Annotated in this window: 14 protein-coding genes; 8 read left to right on the top strand and 6 right to left on the bottom strand. The window is 64.4% G+C overall.

What is annotated here, in order from left to right:
- Positions 1 to 93: 93 nt before the first annotated feature.
- Positions 94 to 588, bottom strand: a complete 495-nt coding sequence (locus ACZYR5_RS20590) for a signal peptidase II (protein ID WP_489091285.1) — start codon at positions 586 to 588, stop codon at positions 94 to 96.
- A gap of 245 nt (positions 589 to 833) precedes the next feature.
- Here ACZYR5_RS20590 and ACZYR5_RS20585 point away from each other — a divergent pair, with 245 nt between their 5' ends.
- The 3 genes from ACZYR5_RS20585 to ACZYR5_RS20575 are packed head-to-tail and all read left to right on the top strand — an operon-like array spanning position 834 to position 4,597.
- Complete coding sequence (locus tag ACZYR5_RS20585; RefSeq protein ID WP_489091284.1) at positions 834 to 2,252, top strand: FAD-binding oxidoreductase; 1,419 nt, start codon at positions 834 to 836, stop codon at positions 2,250 to 2,252.
- Positions 2,253 to 2,283: 31 nt separating this feature from the next.
- Positions 2,284 to 3,231 carry a LysR family transcriptional regulator gene (locus ACZYR5_RS20580; protein ID WP_489091283.1) on the top strand — a complete coding sequence of 316 codons (948 nt, stop codon included), beginning with the start codon at positions 2,284 to 2,286 and terminating at the stop codon, positions 3,229 to 3,231.
- A 46-nt stretch (positions 3,232 to 3,277) separates the two neighbouring features.
- Positions 3,278 to 4,597, top strand: a complete 1,320-nt coding sequence (locus tag ACZYR5_RS20575) for an MFS transporter (RefSeq protein WP_489091282.1) — start codon at positions 3,278 to 3,280, stop codon at positions 4,595 to 4,597.
- 129 nt (positions 4,598 to 4,726) lie between these two features.
- Here the strand turns inward: ACZYR5_RS20575 and ACZYR5_RS20570 are convergent, their stop codons facing one another.
- Positions 4,727 to 5,512 carry a helix-turn-helix transcriptional regulator gene (locus tag ACZYR5_RS20570; protein ID WP_489091281.1) on the bottom strand — a complete coding sequence of 262 codons (786 nt, stop codon included), beginning with the start codon at positions 5,510 to 5,512 and terminating at the stop codon, positions 4,727 to 4,729.
- 118 nt (positions 5,513 to 5,630) lie between these two features.
- On the opposite strand from ACZYR5_RS20570, the gene ACZYR5_RS20565 reads away from it, so the two are divergent.
- From ACZYR5_RS20565 to ACZYR5_RS20545, 5 genes are all read left to right on the top strand, one after another.
- Positions 5,631 to 6,464, top strand: a complete 834-nt coding sequence (locus ACZYR5_RS20565) for a carbon-nitrogen hydrolase family protein (protein ID WP_489091280.1) — start codon at positions 5,631 to 5,633, stop codon at positions 6,462 to 6,464.
- Positions 6,461 to 7,570, top strand: coding sequence for a polyamine ABC transporter substrate-binding protein (locus ACZYR5_RS20560; RefSeq protein WP_489091279.1), 1,110 nt, complete (start codon positions 6,461 to 6,463; stop codon positions 7,568 to 7,570). Before ACZYR5_RS20565 ends, ACZYR5_RS20560 begins: the two co-directional genes overlap by 4 nt.
- A gap of 42 nt (positions 7,571 to 7,612) precedes the next feature.
- Positions 7,613 to 8,737, top strand: a complete 1,125-nt coding sequence (locus tag ACZYR5_RS20555; RefSeq protein WP_489091278.1) for a DmpA family aminopeptidase — start codon at positions 7,613 to 7,615, stop codon at positions 8,735 to 8,737.
- Positions 8,738 to 8,928: 191 nt separating this feature from the next.
- Positions 8,929 to 9,759 carry an alpha/beta fold hydrolase gene (locus ACZYR5_RS20550; RefSeq protein WP_489091277.1) on the top strand — a complete coding sequence of 277 codons (831 nt, stop codon included), beginning with the start codon at positions 8,929 to 8,931 and terminating at the stop codon, positions 9,757 to 9,759.
- A gap of 160 nt (positions 9,760 to 9,919) precedes the next feature.
- Positions 9,920 to 12,166 carry a TonB-dependent siderophore receptor gene (locus ACZYR5_RS20545; RefSeq protein WP_489091276.1) on the top strand — a complete coding sequence of 749 codons (2,247 nt, stop codon included), beginning with the start codon at positions 9,920 to 9,922 and terminating at the stop codon, positions 12,164 to 12,166.
- A 744-nt stretch (positions 12,167 to 12,910) separates the two neighbouring features.
- Here ACZYR5_RS20545 and ACZYR5_RS20540 read toward each other — a convergent pair.
- The 4 genes from ACZYR5_RS20540 to ACZYR5_RS20525 form a co-directional block, all read right to left on the bottom strand.
- Positions 12,911 to 13,744 (bottom strand): SDR family NAD(P)-dependent oxidoreductase, encoded by an 834-nt coding sequence (locus ACZYR5_RS20540; RefSeq protein WP_489091275.1) that lies wholly within the window; start codon positions 13,742 to 13,744, stop codon positions 12,911 to 12,913.
- A gap of 12 nt (positions 13,745 to 13,756) precedes the next feature.
- On the bottom strand, positions 13,757 to 14,524 hold the full coding sequence (locus ACZYR5_RS20535) for an SDR family oxidoreductase (protein ID WP_489091274.1): 768 nt from the start codon (positions 14,522 to 14,524) through the stop codon (positions 13,757 to 13,759).
- Positions 14,525 to 14,645: 121 nt separating this feature from the next.
- Entirely contained in the window at positions 14,646 to 15,881 is a 1,236-nt protein-coding gene (locus tag ACZYR5_RS20530; RefSeq protein WP_489091273.1) for a helix-turn-helix transcriptional regulator, read from the bottom strand.
- Between the two features lie 186 nt (positions 15,882 to 16,067).
- Complete coding sequence (locus ACZYR5_RS20525; RefSeq protein ID WP_489091272.1) at positions 16,068 to 18,485, bottom strand: efflux RND transporter permease subunit; 2,418 nt, start codon at positions 18,483 to 18,485, stop codon at positions 16,068 to 16,070.
- Positions 18,486 to 18,495 lie beyond the last annotated feature (10 nt).

The raw sequence follows: 18,495 nt of genomic DNA, 5'->3' as shown, positions 1-18,495 counted from the left end.
GGCGGTGGCACAGCCGGCATCATCGGTGGCTGACATACCCTCTTCGCTGCGATGCGGCGGCCCGACAAGCCAGCTCCTACAGTGGTGCCAGCCCTACCCCCGCCCCTTCCTGATCTCCGCCAACAACAACACCCCCGCCCCGACCATGATCGCGATATCGGCTATGTTGAACACCCCGGTGTGCAACGGGCCGAGGTTCAGCACCAGGTAATCCACCACATGCCCCTGGCGAAATACCCGGTCGATCAGGTTCGACGCGCCGCCCAGGGCGATGAAATACATTGCTGCCGCCTTGAGCGGCGTGGTCACCCAGCGCGCCAGCGACCACCACGTGGCCCAGACCACCACCGCACCCACGCCCACAATGAAAATCAGCTGCTTGACCTGCGGATCGAGACCCGCCCCCAGGCTCAGAAACGCCCCTGGATTCAGGCTCAAGGCAACGTCCAGCCAGGCCGTATCACCGCCAAAGCGGAAGCTCTCGGAGGACAATTTGACCAGCGCCTGCACCTTGACCCACTGATCGAACAGGATAAACAGCACACCGATCAACACGGCAAACAGCCGACTTTTCAACACAACTTGCATGAACAATCCTTTCATTCATCGATGGCGAGAACAGCGCGTCGCGCACGATATCTCGGCCCGCTGACAGGGTCCAGTGACAAGTCCGACACGCGTGGACCAAGCCTCCCGTCATCTGCCGCCGCGATAGCACCATCTCTATTCTGCACGACCGACACCCTCGCCATGCAGCTAGGATATGGACAACTCCCCCTCCCCGGGTCCGGCACCTGACCGCCTCGAGGCACAATAAGACTGGAGACCGCTCGATGCTGCCCACCGCCACGCCTATTTTCCCGCCCCTGCCCGACGCCCTGCTCGCTGAGTTGAGCCAGTTGCTGGGCTCTCGCCTGAGCACCTCCGCCAGTGTCCGTGAACACCATGGCCGCGACATTTCCGCCCTCGACCCGATGCCCCCGCAAGCCGTGGCCTTCGTCAATCATCTGGACGAAATCGTCGCCGTACAGCAGGCCTGCCATCGCTACCGGGTGCCGATCATTCCCTACGGCAGCGGCAGTTCCCTGGAAGGCTGGGTGCACGCGGTGCATGGCGGGGTGTGCATCGACCTGTCGGCGATGAACCAGATTCTTGAAGTGCGCATCGACGACATGGACGTCACCGTGCAACCCGGTGTGACCCGCAAACAACTGAACGCTGCCCTGCACGGCACCGGCCTGTTCTTCCCCATCGACCCCGGTGCCGATGCGTCGCTGGGTGGCATGGCCGCGACCCGCGCCTCGGGTACCAACGCCGTGCGCTACGGCACCATGCGCGAAAACGTGCTGGCGATGACCGCGGTGCTGGCTGACGGTCGCGTGCTGCACACCGGTGGTCGCGCACGTAAATCCTCGGCGGGCTATGACCTCGGGCACCTGCTGATCGGCTCCGGCGGCACCCTGGCCACGGTGGCCGAACTGACGGTCAAGCTGCACCCGATTCCGGAAGCGATCTGCGCCGCCGTGTGCAATTTCCCCAGCGTCGACCAGGCGGTGCGCACGGTGATCCAGGCCATTCAGCTGGGGGTGCCGATTGCCCGTATCGAACTGATCGACACCCTCACCGTCCGCGCGCTCAATGCCTACAGCAAGACCAGTCTGCACGAAGCACCGTCGTTGTTTTTCGAGCTGCACGGCTCCGAAGCGGGGGTCAAGGAACAAGTGGACATGGTCCGCATGCTCGCCGACGAACACGGCGGCCAGGACTTCGATTGGGCAGTCCATCCCGAAGACCGCAGCCGCCTGTGGCAGGCACGGCACGACGGTTACTTCGCCGCCACCGCCCTGCGCCCCGGCTGCCGCACCCTGACTACCGACGCCGTGGTGCCGATCTCACGCCTGGCCGAATGCATCGAGGCCACCGCCGCCGATCTTCAGGCAAACGGCCTGCTGGCGCCGATCTTCGGGCATGTCGGCGATGGCAACTTTCATGCGGTGATCCTCGTCGATCCGAATGATCCGGACGAGATACAGCGCGCCGAAGACGTCGCCCACCGCCTGGCCGAGCGGGCGATTGCGATGCAGGGTTCGTGCACCGGCGAGCACGGCATCGGCCTGACCAAGCAAGGCTTCATGGAGCAGGAGCACGGGCCGCACGCGGTGGCTATCATGGCCGCGATCAAGGCCGCCCTCGACCCCCGGCAACTGATGAACCCGGGCAAGATCTTCGCCCGTGGCACGCCGGCCGAGTGACCGCAACCGCCCCGCTGCAGCAGGAACGCTCATGGAAATCAGGCAACTCAAATACTTCATCGCGGTGGTCGACGCCGGCAGTCTGTCCCGGGCTTCGCGGGACATTCATGTGGTGCAGTCGGCCCTGAGCAAACAGATGTCGGCGCTCGAAGCCGAGCTCGGTGCGCAGCTGTTTCATCGCAGCAACAGCGGGATCCTGGTCAACGAAGCCGGCAAGGTCTTTTACGAATACGCCCAGGGCATGCTCAAGCAACTGGACGCGGCCAAGGCGGCGGTCAATCCCGATGCGGCGGCCCTCAGCGGCTCGATCGTGGTGGCGTTGCCGCAAAGCGTCGCGACCATTCTCGCCCTGCCTCTGCTGCAAGCCGTGGCCCGCACCTACCCGCTAGTGCAACTGCACTTGAATGAAGAGCTCACCGGCAACCTGGTGGATCAACTGGTGCGCGGCCGAGTCGACATCGCCCTGTTCACCCGCATCGGCCTGCCGTCGGAAGTCAGCTTCAGCCCGCTGATCGAGGAAGATTTCTACCTGATCCACCGTGCTGATGCCCCCGACATGCCGGCCGCTGGCGACGTGACCCTGGCCGAGGCGGTGGCGCAACCGCTGGTGTTTCCCAGCCGCGCCCACAGCCACAGCACCCGCGCCTTTGTCGACCAGGCCCTGGCCGAGCAACAGCTGCCGCCGTCGCGGGTGGCCATGGAAGTCAACTCGGTGCACATCCTCAAGAGTGCGGTGGAAGCCGGCATCGGCCCGAGCATCATGCCGCTCAACCTGGCCCTGCGCGAAGTCGCCGAAGGCCGCCTGGTAGCCCACCCGATCACCCCGCGGGTGATGTTCCGCACCCTCGGCATCTGCGTCTGCGAGGCGCTGCCCAGCAGCAAATTGCGCGAATTGATCAGCGCCCTGATCGGCCAGGTGGTGCGCGACATGTGCCGCTCCGGCGAATGGCCGGCGACCCGCCTGATCGACCCGTCCTGACCCCGTTCCAGCCATTGCTTCGACAACAACAATAATGAGGCTTGCCATGCAACAGACTGCCACGCCCCCGGGCACCCTGCCCGACGCCGCGCTCGAATCGGCCTACCGCAAGACCGCCTGGCGGATCATTCCGCTGCTGGTGCTGTGCTACCTGGTGGCTTACCTGGACCGGGTCAACGTCGGCTTCGCCAAATTGCAAATGCTCGACGACCTGAAGTTCAGCGAGGCGGTGTACGGCCTCGGCGCCGGAATCTTCTTCATCGGCTACCTGCTGTTCGAGATCCCCAGCAACATCGCCCTGCACCGCTTCGGCGCCCGGCGCTGGATCGCCCGGATCATGGTGACCTGGGGCCTGCTGTCGGCGGCGATGATGTTCATCGAAACGCCCATGACCTTCTACGTGCTGCGGCTGCTGATCGGCATCGCCGAGGCCGGTTTCTTTCCCGGGATCATTTTCTACCTCACCACCTGGTTTCCCAGTCAGCGCCGGGGGGTGATGACCGCGCTGTTCATCATGGCCCTGCCGATTTCCAGCCTGTTCGGTTCGCTGATTTCCGGGCTGATCCTGCAGCACCTCGATGGTGTGCAGGGTTATGCCGGCTGGCAATGGCTGTTCGTCATCGAAGGCCTGCCCGCCGTCGGGCTGGCCGCTGCGGTGTTCTTCCTGCTGCGTGACCGCATCGCCGATGCCCACTGGTTGACGCCCGAGGAACGCCAAGGCATGCAGGCCGCCATCGACCGCGAGGCCGCGACCAAGCAAAGCCATCGCCTGCGCGACGGTCTGCTCAACCCGCAGATCTGGCTGCTGGGCGCGGTGTATTTCTGCCTGGTGCTGGGGCAATACGTGATCAGCTTCTGGCTGCCAACCATCATCCGCAACAGCGGCGTGCAACAACCCTGGGCCATCGGCGTGCTCAGCGCCCTGCCCTACGCCGCCGCCGCAGTGAGCATGGTATTGGTGAGCCGCAGCTCGGACCGCCGTGGTGAGTACCGTTGGCATCTGGCGATCTGCGCCACCATCGGCGCCCTGGGCGTAGCCTTTGGCACGTTGTTTGGCGACAACCTGGTACTGGGCATGCTCGGTTTGATCATCGGCACCGCCGCAATGATCAGCAGCCTGCCAGTGTTCTGGGGCTTGCCGGCGGCCGTGGTCAGCGGTGCCGCAGCGGCCGCCGGGGTGGCGCTGATCAACACCCTGGGCAACGTCGCCGGGTTCTTCAGCACCATCGTCGTCGGCTGGCTGACCCAGGTCACCGGCAACACCCAGGCGGCGATGTACGTGATGGCGGCGATCCTGCTGGTGGGCGGCGGACTGGGGCTGACGGTCAATCATGTGCGCAAGGGCGTGCTGGTGCCGGCGGCCTGATCATCAACGCCCCAACCTGTAGGAGCTGGCTTGCCAGCGAAAAACCCGTGTGCGCCGCGTATATTCAGACAGCGCACGTTATCGTTGACGTTTTTCGCTGGCAAGCCAGCTCCTACAGGGGGTGTAACCCTACCCCTGCGCGCGCAAAAACAGCGCAAACAACTCGGTCTGCGACTTGATCCCGAGCTTGCCGTACATGTGCTTGCGATGAACCTTCACCGTCTCGGCGGAGATCGTCAGCTTGCGCGCGATTTCCTTGTTCGAGCAGCCGCTGAGCAGCAGCCGGGCGACTTCCAGCTCGCGACTGGTGAGGGGTGATTCCAGCTGCAGGTCGCTGGGGGCCAGCCAGTTTTCCCAGCTCTGGCGCGTCGGCGTGGCCTGCTCCAGCACTTCACTTTCGAAAGCCATGCGCTGGCGCATCAGCCCGGCGAGCCAGGGCTTGATCAGGTTGAGCAAGGCCATCTGCGGTGGGTCGAAGCGCGTCTCGCTGCCCAGCGACAGACTGAGGGTGCGCTGGTCATCGAGCTGGACGTTGACGTGGACCTCATCGGCCACCACGTTGAGACGGAAATAACGCTGGTAGTAATCGGTCTGCTCGAAACACTCCGGCGCCACGTCGGCCAGCCAGAACACCCCACTGTGGGGCGCCTCGCGGTTGGCCAGGTAGAACGGATCGAGTTGGTACAGGCCCTTGAGGTAGTCCTGGAACAGCGGATCGGCGCCGCCATCCTTGCCCGGACTTTCCGCCAGCACCTGCGGCCGGCCCTGGCTGTAGACCAGCACCACCCAACTGTCCGCCGGGATGTAATGGTCTAGCACGCGCACCAGCGCCAGCCAGAAATTCGGCCGGTCCAGCGCCTCCACCAGGCCGCCGATTGCCTGGTGCCAGGCCATGTCCTGCAAGCTGATATTCACCTGTCTACCCCTATGGGGTTACCCCATCGATGTGATTGGTCGGGATTTTCCCGCTCTGCATACTGACGCCAAGACCCGGCAGCGATTGCCCGCCCACCCCACGGGTCGAAGGATGCCGATGAAGATCGAACTGGTACAACTTGGCGGTCGCGATGGCGATACCGCTTATAACCTGAAGCGCGCCGTGCAGGCCATCGCTTCCTGTGCCGCCGACACCGACCTGCTGGTGTTCCCCGAGACCCACCTGATGGGCTTCGCCGATGCCGGACAACTGGCCGACGTCGCCGAGACCGTCGATGGCCCGAGCGTGCAGGCGATCATCAATGCCGTGCGCGAGCATCAGGTCGACGTGGTGATCGGGATTGCCGAGCGCGAGGGCGAACGCTTCTACAACAGCTCGCTGCTGATCACCGCGCAAGGGGTCGCCCTGCGCTATCGCAAGACCCACCTGTGGCTCGACGAAGGCAAGTTGTTCAGCGCCGGTGATCGCTACAGCAGCGTACTGTGGAAAGGCATCCGCGTCGGCCTGCTGATCTGCTACGACATCGAGTTCCCGGAAAGCGCCCGCGCCCTCGGACAACTGGGGGCCGAACTGATCCTGGTGACCAACGGCAACATGCGCCCCTACGGCCCGGTGCATCACACCGCGATCATGGCCCGCGCCCAGGAAAACCAGGCCTTTGCGGTGATGGTCAATCGGGTCGGCGACAGCAGTGACGGTCTGGAATTCGTCGGCGGCAGTGCGGTGGTCGATCCCCACGGTCGGCTGTTGTTCGAAGCCGGCGCCGAGGAATGCCGCCAGGTCATCGAGCTTGACCTGGACCTGCTGCACAGCGCCCGCCATGACTACGACTACCTGAAAGAACGTCGCCTGCAGCTGCCCGGCGAGATGATCGAACACGCCGACGGACGCCGCGAACTGCTGATCCCCCACCCTGGAGCACCGCTATGAACACCCCACGCTTTGTGCAACGGGCGCTGATCCCGCTGCTCAGTCTCGGCCTCGCCTGCGCCCACGCCGCCGACGCGGCGAAACCGGTGGTGCACATCTACAACTGGTATGACTACATTGCTCCGGACACCCTCAAGCAGTTCCAGCAGGACACCGGCGTCAGTTCGGTGTACGACGTGTTCGACAACAGCGATGTGATGCAGAGCAAGCTGATGGCCGGGCGCAGCGGCTACGACGTGGTGGTCGCCAGCGCCGACTTGCTGCCGAACCTGATCGGCGCCGGGGTGCTGAAAAAGCTCGACCGCAGCCAGTTGCCCAACTGGTCGCACCTCGATCCCGAGATCCTCGCCAAGCTGCAACGCAACGACCCGGACAACCAATACGCCGCGCCGTACCTGTGGGGCACCACCGGCATCGGCTATGACGCGGACAAGGTCAAGCAACTGCTCGGCGACCAGGCCCCGGTGAATTCCTGGGACCTGATCTTCAAGGAAGACAACCTCGCCAAGCTCAGCCAATGCGGCGTGGCGATGCTCGACGCGCCCAACGAGATCGTGCCGATTGCCCTGCATTACCTCGGCCTGCCCTACAACAGCAGCAATCCCGAAGACTATAAAAAGGCCCAGGCGCTGCTGCTGAAATTGCGCCCGCACATCACCTACTTCGACTCCTCGAAATTCATCACCGACCTGGCCAACGGCAATATCTGCGTGGTGCTCGGCTGGAGCGGTGGCGTCGCCGATGCGCAGAAAGCTTCCGAGGCCGCCGGCAATCAACGCAAGCTGGTCTACAGCATTCCCCGCGAAGGTGCGCCGGTCTGGGTCGAAAGCCTGGTCCAGCTCAACGACGCGCCGAACCCGGCACAAGGCTTGGCCTTTATCAACTACATGCTGCGCCCCGAGGTGATCGCCGAGTCGTCCAACTACCTGAGCTACCCGAATGCCAACAAGGACGCCACGGCCCTGGTCACCCCGAGCATTCGCGACAATCCCGGGGTGTACCCGTCCAAGGCCGTGCTCGACACCCTGTTCGCCCTGGAACCGCTGCCGCTGAAAATGGAGCGCGTGCGCACCCGCGTCTGGAGCGCGGTGAAGACCGGCAATTGAGCCTGCGCCCTGCCCCGACATCCCTTGAATACGAGAACCAAGATGAACCAGACAACACGGCCACGGGCCCGCGATTTGAAGATCCAGTTCGGCCAACTGCAGCCCGGCCCGCTCAATGCCATTACCGATGTGCCCGGTGTGCGGGTCGGCCACTGTGACGTGCGCGGCCGCAGCGCGGAAGGTCGCGACATCCACACCGGCGTCACCCTGATCGAGCCGCGCCCCGGTTCCACCGGCCAGCAGCCGTGTTTTGCCGGGGTCCACGTGCTCAACGGCAACGGCGACGCCACCGGCCTTGAATGGATTCGCGAAGCCGGCTTGCTGACCAGCCCCATCGCCTTCACCAACACCCACAGCGTCGGCGTGGTGCGCGATGCGCTGATCGCCCTGGATCGCCAGCAGCAACCGGACGACGGCCGCCTCTACTGGAACATGCCGGTGGTGATGGAAACCTTCGACGGCCTGCTCAACGACATCAACGGCTTCCACGTCACAGCCGAACACGTGGCCATAGCGGCGCAAAACGCCCAGTCCGGGCCGGTCGCCGAAGGCGCGGTGGGCGGTGGCAGCGGCATGGTCTGCCATGAATTCAAGGGCGGCATCGGCACCGCCTCGCGGCGCCTGGGCAGCGAGCAAGGCGGCTGGACCGTCGGTGCGATCGTCCAGGCCAACCACGGCAAGCGCCGCGAATTACGGGTCGACGGCTACCCGGTCGGGCGCTACCTGGAACAGCGCGACTCGCCCTTCGTAAAGGCCGATCTCCCGCACCCCGGCATGGGCTCGATCGTGGTCTGCCTGGCCACCGACGCCCCGCTGCTGCCCCACCAGTGCACGCGCCTGGCCCAGCGCGCGAGCCTGGGCATTGCCCGCACCGGCGGTGGCAACGAAGACCAGAGCGGCGACCTGTTCATCGCCTTCGCCACCGGCAACCAGGTGCCGCCCGCCGCCTACGAGCGCAAGGGCGCACCCACTACCGACAATCTGCGGATGGTCAACAACGACCACATCAGCGAGCTGTTTCTGGCGGCCACCGAAGCCGTCGAGGAAGCCATCATCAATGCGCTGTTGGCGGCAGACACCGTCGAAGGCAACGGCCATCGCGTGCCGGGGCTGGATGCCGCGACCTTGCTGCAGGCGTTGCGCAGTGCCGGCTGTCCGGGGGTTTAGACCAAAGTCGCGGGTGGCGTGACATCCACCCACCAGCGACTACCCTTTTCAGGCGCCCGCTTCCGGTCGCCTGCCCCACGGCGACCCACGTACCCACTTTGCCCATGCTCCTGAGGAATCGGTACGCGTCAGCGTCCGTCGGCTGCAATAGCCGGCGGCCAACCCACACCCGACCACAAGGAATCACCGCCATGACCTTCATCACCACCCAGGACGGCACGCAGATTTTCTACAAGGATTGGGGCCCGAAAGACGCCACACCCATCGTGTTCCACCACGGCTGGCCGCTGAGCGCCGACGACTGGGACGCGCAGATGATGTTCTTCCTGCTCAAGGGCTACCGGGTGATTGCCCACGACCGCCGCGGACACGGACGCTCGACCCAGACCTGGCAAGGCAACGAAATGGACACCTACGCCGCCGATGTCATCGCCCTGACCGATGCCCTCGACCTCAAGGGCGCGATCCACGTCGGCCACTCCACCGGCGGTGGCGAGGTCGCACGCTACACCGCCCGGGCCAAGCCGGGACGGGTGGCCAAGGCGGTGCTGATCAGCGCGGTGCCGCCGATCATGGTGCAGTCGGCGAGCAACCCCGGTGGCCTGCCGCTGGAAGTCTTCGATGGCTTCCGCGCAGCGCTGGTGGCGGGTCGTGCGCAGTTCTACCTCGATGTGCCGACCGGCCCCTTCTACGGCTTCAATCGCCCCGGGGCCGAGGTTTCGCAGGGGGCGATCAACAATTGGTGGCGCCAGGGCATGATGGGCGGCGCGAAGGCCCATTACGACTGCATCAAGGCGTTCTCCGAGACCGACTTCACCGAGGACCTCAAGGCCATCGAGGTGCCAACCCTGGTGATGCACGGCGAGGATGACCAGATCGTGCCGTTCGCCGACTCCGCGCCGCTGTCGGTCAAACTGCTCAAGCACCCGACCTTCAAGCCCTACCCGGGGCTGCCCCACGGCATGCCGACCACCCACGCCGAGGTGATCAACGCCGACCTGCTGGCGTTCATTCAAGGCTGAGTAATCCGTTCGTGGCGGCGCCCCGGACGCCGCCACGAGTGCTGCTGAATCGACACGCCTGATATTTATTCTCAAATGCGCACAAAGCGCTTTAAGCATTTACTTACATTTGCGTATGACAGTAATTCTCAAATAACACCATCCTATAATGTGAGTCCGAATGTCCCTTCCACTGCTCTCGCGTTCACACTCCGCCGAATTGTCGCGCTCGCCCCTGGCCATGCGCCCGCTGGCGCTCGCCATCCACATGCTGGCAGCCGGCATCGTTTGCACTGCGCCTTTCGCCCAGGCGGCGGAACAGACAGAGACTGGAAGCTCTGTGACCCTGGCCCCTATCGCTGTCACGGAGACAGCCACACGTGAACCCAATGCGGTCACCGAGGACAGCCACTCCTACACCACCGAAGCCGCGCGCACCGCCACGCCGTTGAGCATGTCCCTGCGTGAAACCCCGCAGTCGGTCAGCGTCGTCACCCAGCAACGCATCCAGGACCAGGACCTCAAGACCATTCTCGATGTGGTGAACAACGCCACCGGGGTCTCGGTCAACCGCTACGAAACCAGCCGTGCGCAGTTCAACGCCCGGGGTTTCGAGCTCAACTCGCTGATGATCGACGGCGTGCCGACCATCTACGAACAACCCTGGAGTGGCGGCGAAATCTTCAGCAGCCTGGCGATGTACGACCGCGTTGAAGTGGTGCGCGGCGCCAACGGCCTGATGACCGGTGCCGGCGACCCTTCGGCGTCGCTGAACATGGTGCGCAAGCGCGCCAGCAGCTCGGCGCTCACGGGTTCGCTGGAACTCAGCGGCGGCACCTGGGACACCTATGGCGTGGAAGGCGATGTGTCTTCGGCCTTGAACCCGGAAGGCACGATTCGTGGCCGTGTGGTGGCCGAGAGCACTGAAGGCGACAGCTGGATCGACATGAACTCGACCAAGCGCCAGACGCTGTACGGCACCATGGACATCGACCTGACGCCCGACACCACCCTGTGGTTCGGCCTGAGCCACCAGGAAAGCAACGCCGATTCACCGATGTGGGGCGGCCTGCCGGTCTGGTACGCCGACGGCGGTCGCACCAACTGGAGCCGTTCCAAGACCACCTCGGCGAAATGGAGCAAGTGGGACACCACCTACGACACCTACTTCGTCAACCTCGACCACACCTTCGCCAACGACTGGCAGGTCAACCTCAGCTACAACCGTGGCGAGCGCAGCAGTGATTCCGCGCTGTTGTACCTGTCGGGTAACCCAGGGCGTAACGGCAGTTCGGGCATGGACTCGTTCCCGGCGCGCTACATGACCGAGACCACCCAGGACGACTACGCCATCCGCTTCAACGGCCCGTTCGCTTTCCTCGGTCGCGAGCACGAGCTGGCCTTCGGTTACGTCGACAGCAAGCAGAAATTCGACGCCGATACCCATGTGGCACAATCCGGTTTCGGCGGCGTGGCCAACTTCGACGCCTACAACGGCGACTTCGCGGAGCCGGCCTGGGCCCCACGCAGCGAGTACGGCTACAGCGAGACCCGGCAGAAAGGCCTGTACGCGGCGACCCGCCTGAACGTCACCGACGACTTGAAAGTGATCCTCGGCGCCCGCGAGAGCTGGTACGAGAAGACCAGCGATGACATCTACTCGGAAGTCAGCAAGATCGACGTCGACCATGAGCTGACGCCGTACGCCGGCGTGGTCTACGACCTCACCGAGAACCTCTCGGCCTACGCCAGCTACACCGAAATCTTCCTGCCGCAATCGGTGCGCGACAGCAGCGGCCAGGTGCTCGATCCGATTGTCGGCGAAAGCACGGAGATTGGTCTCAAGGGTGAGTACTTTGATGGTCGCCTGAACGCTTCGGCGGCGGTGTTCCAGATCAAGCAGGACAACCTCGGGCAGAGCACCGGCGTGCTGATCGACCCGAACAATCCGGTCGGCGGTTACGCCTATGAAGCCAGCGAAGGCGCCACCAGCAAGGGCTTCGAGCTGGAAGTCTCGGGCGAACTGGCCACCGACTGGAATGCCTCGGTGGGCTACACCCAGTTCACCGCCGAAGATGCCAAGGGCGACAACGTCAACACCCTGTACCCGACCAGGTTGCTGCGCACCTTCACCACCTACCGCCTGCCCGGCGCGTTCAACAAGCTGACCATCGGCGGCGGTGTCAACTGGCAGGATTCGATCTACACCTACGCCACCAACCCGGCCGGCAACCAGGAGAAGATCCAGCAGGACGCCTACGCCCTGGTCAACCTGATGGCCCGCTACGAAATCACCGACAACCTCTCGGCCCAGCTCAACGCCGACAACGTCACCGACCAGAAGTACTTCGACGTCTTCGACGCCTACGGCGCCCTGACCTACGGCGCACCCCGCAGCATCACGGCGTCGGCGAAGTATCGGTTCTAGGGCAGTTTGATGGGCTTTTGTGGGAGCGAGCCTGCTCGCGAAGAGGGTGTCCCAGGCGCTGATGACGGCGACCGGTCTACCGCCTTCGCTGGCAAGCCAGCTCCTACAGGGTTCTGCAGGCACCGCAAGATCTGCGATCGAGCAAAAATCCACTGTAGGAGCGAGCCTGCTCGCGATGTGGGTGTCCCAGGCGCTGATGATGGCGACCGGTCTACCGCCTTCGCTGGCAAGCCAGCTCCTACAGGGTTCTGCAGGCAGCACAGGATCTGAGATCGAGCAAAAATCCACTGTAGGAGCGAGCCTGCTCGCGATGTGGGTGTCCCAGGCGCTGATGATGGCGGCCGGTCTACCGTCTTCGCTGGCAAGCCAGCTCCTACAGGGTTCTGCAGGCACCGCAAGATCTGCGATCCAGCAAAAATCCACTGTAGGAGCGAGCTTGCTCGCGATGTGGGTGTCCCAGGCGCTGATGATGGCGACCGGTCTACCGTCTTCGCTGGCAAGCCAGCTCCTACAGGGTTCTGCAGGCACCGCAAGATTTGTGATCGAGCAAAAATCCACTGTAGGAGCGAGCTTGCTCGCGATGTGGGTGTCCCAGGCGCTGATGATGGCGACCGGTCTACCGCCTTCGCTGGCAAGCCAGCTCCTACAGGGTTCTGCAGGCAGCACAGGATCTGAGATCGAGCAAAAATCCACTGTAGGAGCGAGCTTGCTCGCGATGCGGCCATCAGCCGCATCGCGTCATCCTCATCGCCAATCAGCCACAATCCCCTGCTCCAGCGCAAACGGCTGCGCCGCAATGGTCCGCCGTTGAAACTCGGGAGCCTGGTCGGCGGTGGCCAGCCACAGCATGACCGCGGCCGGTACTTCGGGCGGGGCACTGCCGGCGCGCAGGGCGATCAGGCCCTTGTCGCCGATGGTTGCCTTCAGCGCTTCGGTGGTGACGACCCCTGGATTCAAGGTATAGGCACACACACCCTGGGCCCCCAACTCGGTGGTCAGCACCCCGGACAACCGCGACACCGCCGCCTTGCCCGCGCCATAGGCATAGCCCCACCCCCCCTTGCCCGCCGCCACCGGTGGATCGCTCTCGCCAGCGCCGGAGGTGACGTTGATCACCACCCCGCCGCCGCGCGTCACCATATGTTCGGTCACAGCCCGGGTCAGCAGGAACGGGGTCAGGATGTAGCCCTGGAACATCCGCTCCAGGGTCTGCGGCTGCAGGTCCATGAAGCTGGCGTTGAGGTCGCTGCCCTGATAGATCGCGTTGTTGATCAACACATCGATTCGGCCAAACTCGGCCAGCACCGCTGCGCAGGCCGCGAGGGCCGAGGTGCTGTCGAGCAAGTCCATCGGCACCACCAGCACCCGGCAACCCAGCTCGCGCAAGGCCTCGGCGGTGCCGTTGAGGCTGCCGGCCAACGGCGCCCCGGCGGCGTCGCGCAGGGCATGCTCATGTTGCTCGCCCTCATTCAGCGTGCGCGCGCTGATGGCCACGTCGAACCCGGCGCGGGCAAACGCCAGCGCTGCTTCGCGACCGATACCCCGGCTGGCGCCGGTAATGAATGCCACCTTGTTCATGCAGATTCCTTATCAGAAGCGCGCGGCGCGGACCATGGCGTCCATGCCGCCATCGACAAACACCACGCTGCCATGGACGAACGACGCCTGCGGCGATTGCAGGAAAGCTACCACGGCAGCGATCTCTTCAGGGCGACCGGCACGTCCCAGCGGTGCGACAAAATCCCGGGTCGCCTGGCCGAACCGGGCATCGTCCAGCGACGCCTGGTGTAGCGGCGTTTCCACCGCGCCCGGCGCTACCACATTAAGTCGCAGCCCCTTCCCGCCCCACTCCACCGCCAGGCGCCGGGCCTGTTGGGTGATTGCAGCTTTCGACGCGGCATAGGCCACATGGGGCTGACCGAGGCTGTTGGCCAACGCCAGTGCCTGCTGCTCATCTCCGCCGAGCATGGCCTCGATCAGCGGCTGGCCATCCGGCCCGCAATGGGTCGCCGCCACCGAACCGATGACCAGTGCCGCACCCTGTTGACCACGGCCCAGGGCGCCCTGCAGCCCCTCGAGCAACTGGCTGACACCAAAATAATTGACCGCCAGCACCAGCCCGCAGTTGGGCGCCGTGACGCCGACCCCGGCACAGCAGATCAGGCCATCAAGCACCCCGCCGCTGAGTTCAAGGACCTGGTGGATGGCCGCATCGCGACCTGCCGCAGTCGACAGGTCGGCAAGCACTTCGGCATTGCCACGATCGATCCCGATGACCTGGTGCCCGGCGGCACGCAGGGCGGCGGCAACCGCGGCGCCGATGCCCGAGGCGCTGCCGGTGATAGCTGTTGTAGGCATGGTTATTCTCCGTGAGGGGTCCACCCAGTATCGACAGGGCGATCACGCGGCGGCATCGTCCGGGCAGACTAGAAAAACGGCGCGACACCGGGCGGGACCGCCCGGCGCCGGACAGGCAGGATCAGGCCTGGCGGTAGACCGGTACCGCCAGCTTGGGCGGCGGCACCTTGATTTTATCCACCACCTTCAACGCCAGCTTGGGTTTGCCCAGGGCCACCACGCTGTTGAGCATGATCCGCACCAGCTCGGTCTGGCGGCGCACACCGGTCTTCGAGAAAATCGAACGCAGATGCGCCCGCGCCGTATTGCGACGGATGTTGAGGACCTCGGCGGCCTCCTCCAGCGACAAACCGTTGGCCAGTTCCATGGCCAGCGCGGTTTCAGCGCGAGTCAGGTTGAACAGCTGCTTGGTCACCACTTCGCTGGCCAGGGATTTGCTCGACGCATCGCGGATGTACACCAGCGCGGCCGGCTGGCCCTTCTCTTCGGCCCAGTCGAGGCTGGGAATCGATTCGACCACCACCCCCAGGTTGACCAGGCCCGAAGGCCGAGTCACCGACATCGCGTCGGCTCCTTTTGGCGCATCCGGGTCGAAGGCGCTGCGAATCAGCCGTTGCAGTTCGCGGTTGTCGCTCGGATAGGTCGCCTCGAGGCGCCCGCCCACCAGCTTCAGGCCGTCGGAGCGGGCGAGGATTTCCTCGGCCACCGGGTTGCTCTGCAGCACGCTGCCGCTCTCGTCTAGCACCAGGGTCGCCACCGACAGGCGACTGATGGCCTGGGAGTACAACTCGCCGAGGGACTCGCTGCGATCCAGCAGGTTATGCAGTTGCGAGGCACGGCGCAGGTGCGGCAGGAAGCTGGCGCAGAGTGCCCGCTCATGGCCGTTGAAGTTCGGCAAGCGCTTGGGCCGGGTCATGCGAAAGCGCAGTTTGCCGCCGTCCGGGGTGGAGATATCGGCGCCCATCAGGTGGTACACGTCATGGGGGCCGCAGAAAGTCTTGAAGTAGCCGTGCTGCTCCCACTGCGCGGCGGTCATGATGTCGTCCACCGTGAACACCTGGTCCAGCGGCTGGTTGCCGAACGGCGAATTGGTCTGCGGGTAGGTCATGTAGTTGATTTCACCGGCGCCTTCGATCTCGCCGACGATGATCATCAAGCCGGTATCAGGCTGGTCCGGCACCCGCAGGATCAGGGTGACGAAATTGGCGTCGAACAGCTTGAGAAAACTGCGCAGGGCATGCGCCATGCGCTTGGGTTCCAGCGCACCGTCGTAGATCTCCCCCACCAACTCGTTGTAGCGCGTGAGGTCCAGGCCGACACTCGCCAGGGCTTCATGGGTCAAGAGCGCATTCTGCATAGCCTTTACCTCGCACGGGCAAGGACATGGCCTTCCCCTTATTATTTTTATAATTTCGACCCGGGGGCGCTCGGGGCACCCCTCTCAAGTCGCATCTTGCCGGGGTGGCCCGCTACGGGACCGGCCCCAGTTTCTCCAGCACCCGCGCAGTCCACAAGAGGCTGCGCGGTTTATTTTCAGTGACCTTCAGTCCCGCGCCGCCGGACTGTTTTTCAGCGGAAAATGCCCCTGTGCCGGCGCCGCTGCACGCTCGCGCTGGGTCACCAACGGCCGTCCGCGGTTGAACCAGGCGGCCAGCGCCGGCAGCAGGAAAATCGCCCCCAACACATTGACCAGGAACATGAACGACAGCAGCACGCCCATGTCGGCCTGGAACTTCAGCGGCGCAAAGGCCCAGGTGCAGACGCCGATGGACATGGTCACGGCGGTAAACACCGCGGCCGTCCCGCGCTGACACATGGCTTCGTAGAAGGCTTCGCGCAGGTTCGCGCCGCGCAGCATTTCGTGCTGGATCCGTTCGTACAGGTAAATCCCGTAGTCGACCCCCACCCCCACACCCAGCGCCATCACCGGCAAGGTCGCGACCTTGAGGCCGATTCCCAGCAGGGTCATCAGGGCGTTGCAGAGGATCGCGACAATCGCCAGCGGCACCAGAATGCACAGCACCGCGCGGATCGACAAGAAGGTCAGCCAGCAAAACAGCGCCACTGATCCGAATAGCGCCCCGAGCATGATGACCTCGGCGCGCTTCACCGCTTCGTTGGAGGCCGCCATCACCCCGACGTTGCCGCCGGCGAGGAGAAATTCCACCTCGGGCGAGCTGACTTCGGCAATGATCCGCTTGGCCTCGGCAATCGCATGGCTGACCGTGCTGCCTTCGTGATCGGCGAGGAACACCAGGATCTGCATCTGCTGGCAACCGTCGGTGACCAGCCCGTCATCCGGCACATAGGCCCGTGCGCCCTGGCTCAGGCCCCGGGGTGAACCGGGGATTGCGGCCCAGCGCGGGTTGCCTTCGTTGTTGCCGGCAATCACCCGCTTGCCCATGTCCGCCACGCTCTGGATCGACTGCACGCCAGCCACGGTGCGCATGCGGAAATCGAAGGCCTCCACCGCACGCATCACCGCCGGCGACAGGCAACCTTCGTCGACGCCCTTGACCTGGACGAACACCGACATCACGTCGAGGCCGATCGAATAGCTGCCGATGATCTTCGCATTGTCCAGGTTGTAGCGTGAATCGGCACGCAACTCCGGCGCACCGGCACCGATATCGCCCACGGCAAGGTCGCGGGCTTTCCAGGCCCCGGCCACCAGCAACAACAGGCTGATGGCAAACACCCCCAGCGCCGGCCCCGGCTCGGCCAGTGCCGACAGCCGCCACCACAGGCGATGCCGGCCCTGGGGCTTGGCCTGCGCACGGCGCAACAGGCCGGGTTCCAGGCGCAGATAAGAAATGATGATCGGCAGCATCAGCTTGTTGGTGATGATCATCAGCATCACGCCGATGCAGGCCGTGACCCCCAGTTCATGGACGATGGGAATATCGATCAGCATGATCACCGCGAAACCCAGGGCGTTCATCAACAACGCCAGGGAACCGGGAATGAAGATTTTGCAGAACGCCGAACGTGCCGCCTGCCGCGACGAATTGCCGGCCAGCACATCCTGCTTCCAGGCGTTGGTCATCTGCACCGCGTGGGACACACCGATGGAGAAAATCAGGAACGGCACCAGGATCGACATCGGGTCGATACCCAGGCCCAGCAGTGGCAACAACCCGAGCAGCCAGACCACCGGCAGCAGCGCAACCACCAGCGCGACCACGGTCAGGCGCAGCGAACGCGAGTACAACCACAGCAGCAGACCGGTGATGACGAAGGCGACCACGAAGAAGCCGATCACCGTGTTCAACCCTTCAACCACATCGCCCACCAGCTTGGCGAAGCCGACGATGTTGATCTCGATGTCGTCACTGTTGTACTTGCCGCGGATCTCCTCCAGGCGCTTGGCGATGTCGACATAGGACACTGCCTGGCCGGTCTTGGGGTCGATGTCCTGCAGGTCGGCACGCACCATCGCCGACTTGAGGTCGTTGGCGACCAGGCGTCCGACCTGGCCCGAGGCGGCGGTGTTGCTGCGCACCTGCGCCAGGTCTTCAGGAGTGCCGCTGAAACGCGGCGGCACCACCACGTCGCCGAAGAACCCTTCCTCGGTGATCTCGATGTAACGCACGTTGGCGGTGAACAGCGACGTCACGCTGGGGCGGCTGACCCCGGAGATGAAAAACACGTCGTCGGTGACCTTGCGCAGGGTCTCCAGGTACTCGGCGTTGTAGATGTCGCCCTCGCCTTTCCAGCGCACGCTGACCAAGAATCGGTTGGCGCCGGTGAAGTAGCGGCTGAACTTGAGGAAATTGATCATGTAGTCATGGCGCACCGGAATCTGCTTGTTGAAGCCCGGGTCCAGTTGCGTGTGGGTGGCGCTGTAGCCCAGGCCCAGGGTCACCAGGACGAACAGCAACAGCAGCCCCTTGCGCCAGGCCATCAGGTAATCGGCGCAGGTATCGACGCTGCGCGTCACCCAGTGTTTGCCTTGATTCATTGCCCGTTTC

This window comes from Pseudomonas sp. F007, from assembly GCF_057814275.1.
This window is presented reverse-complemented; position numbering and strand designations above follow the sequence as displayed.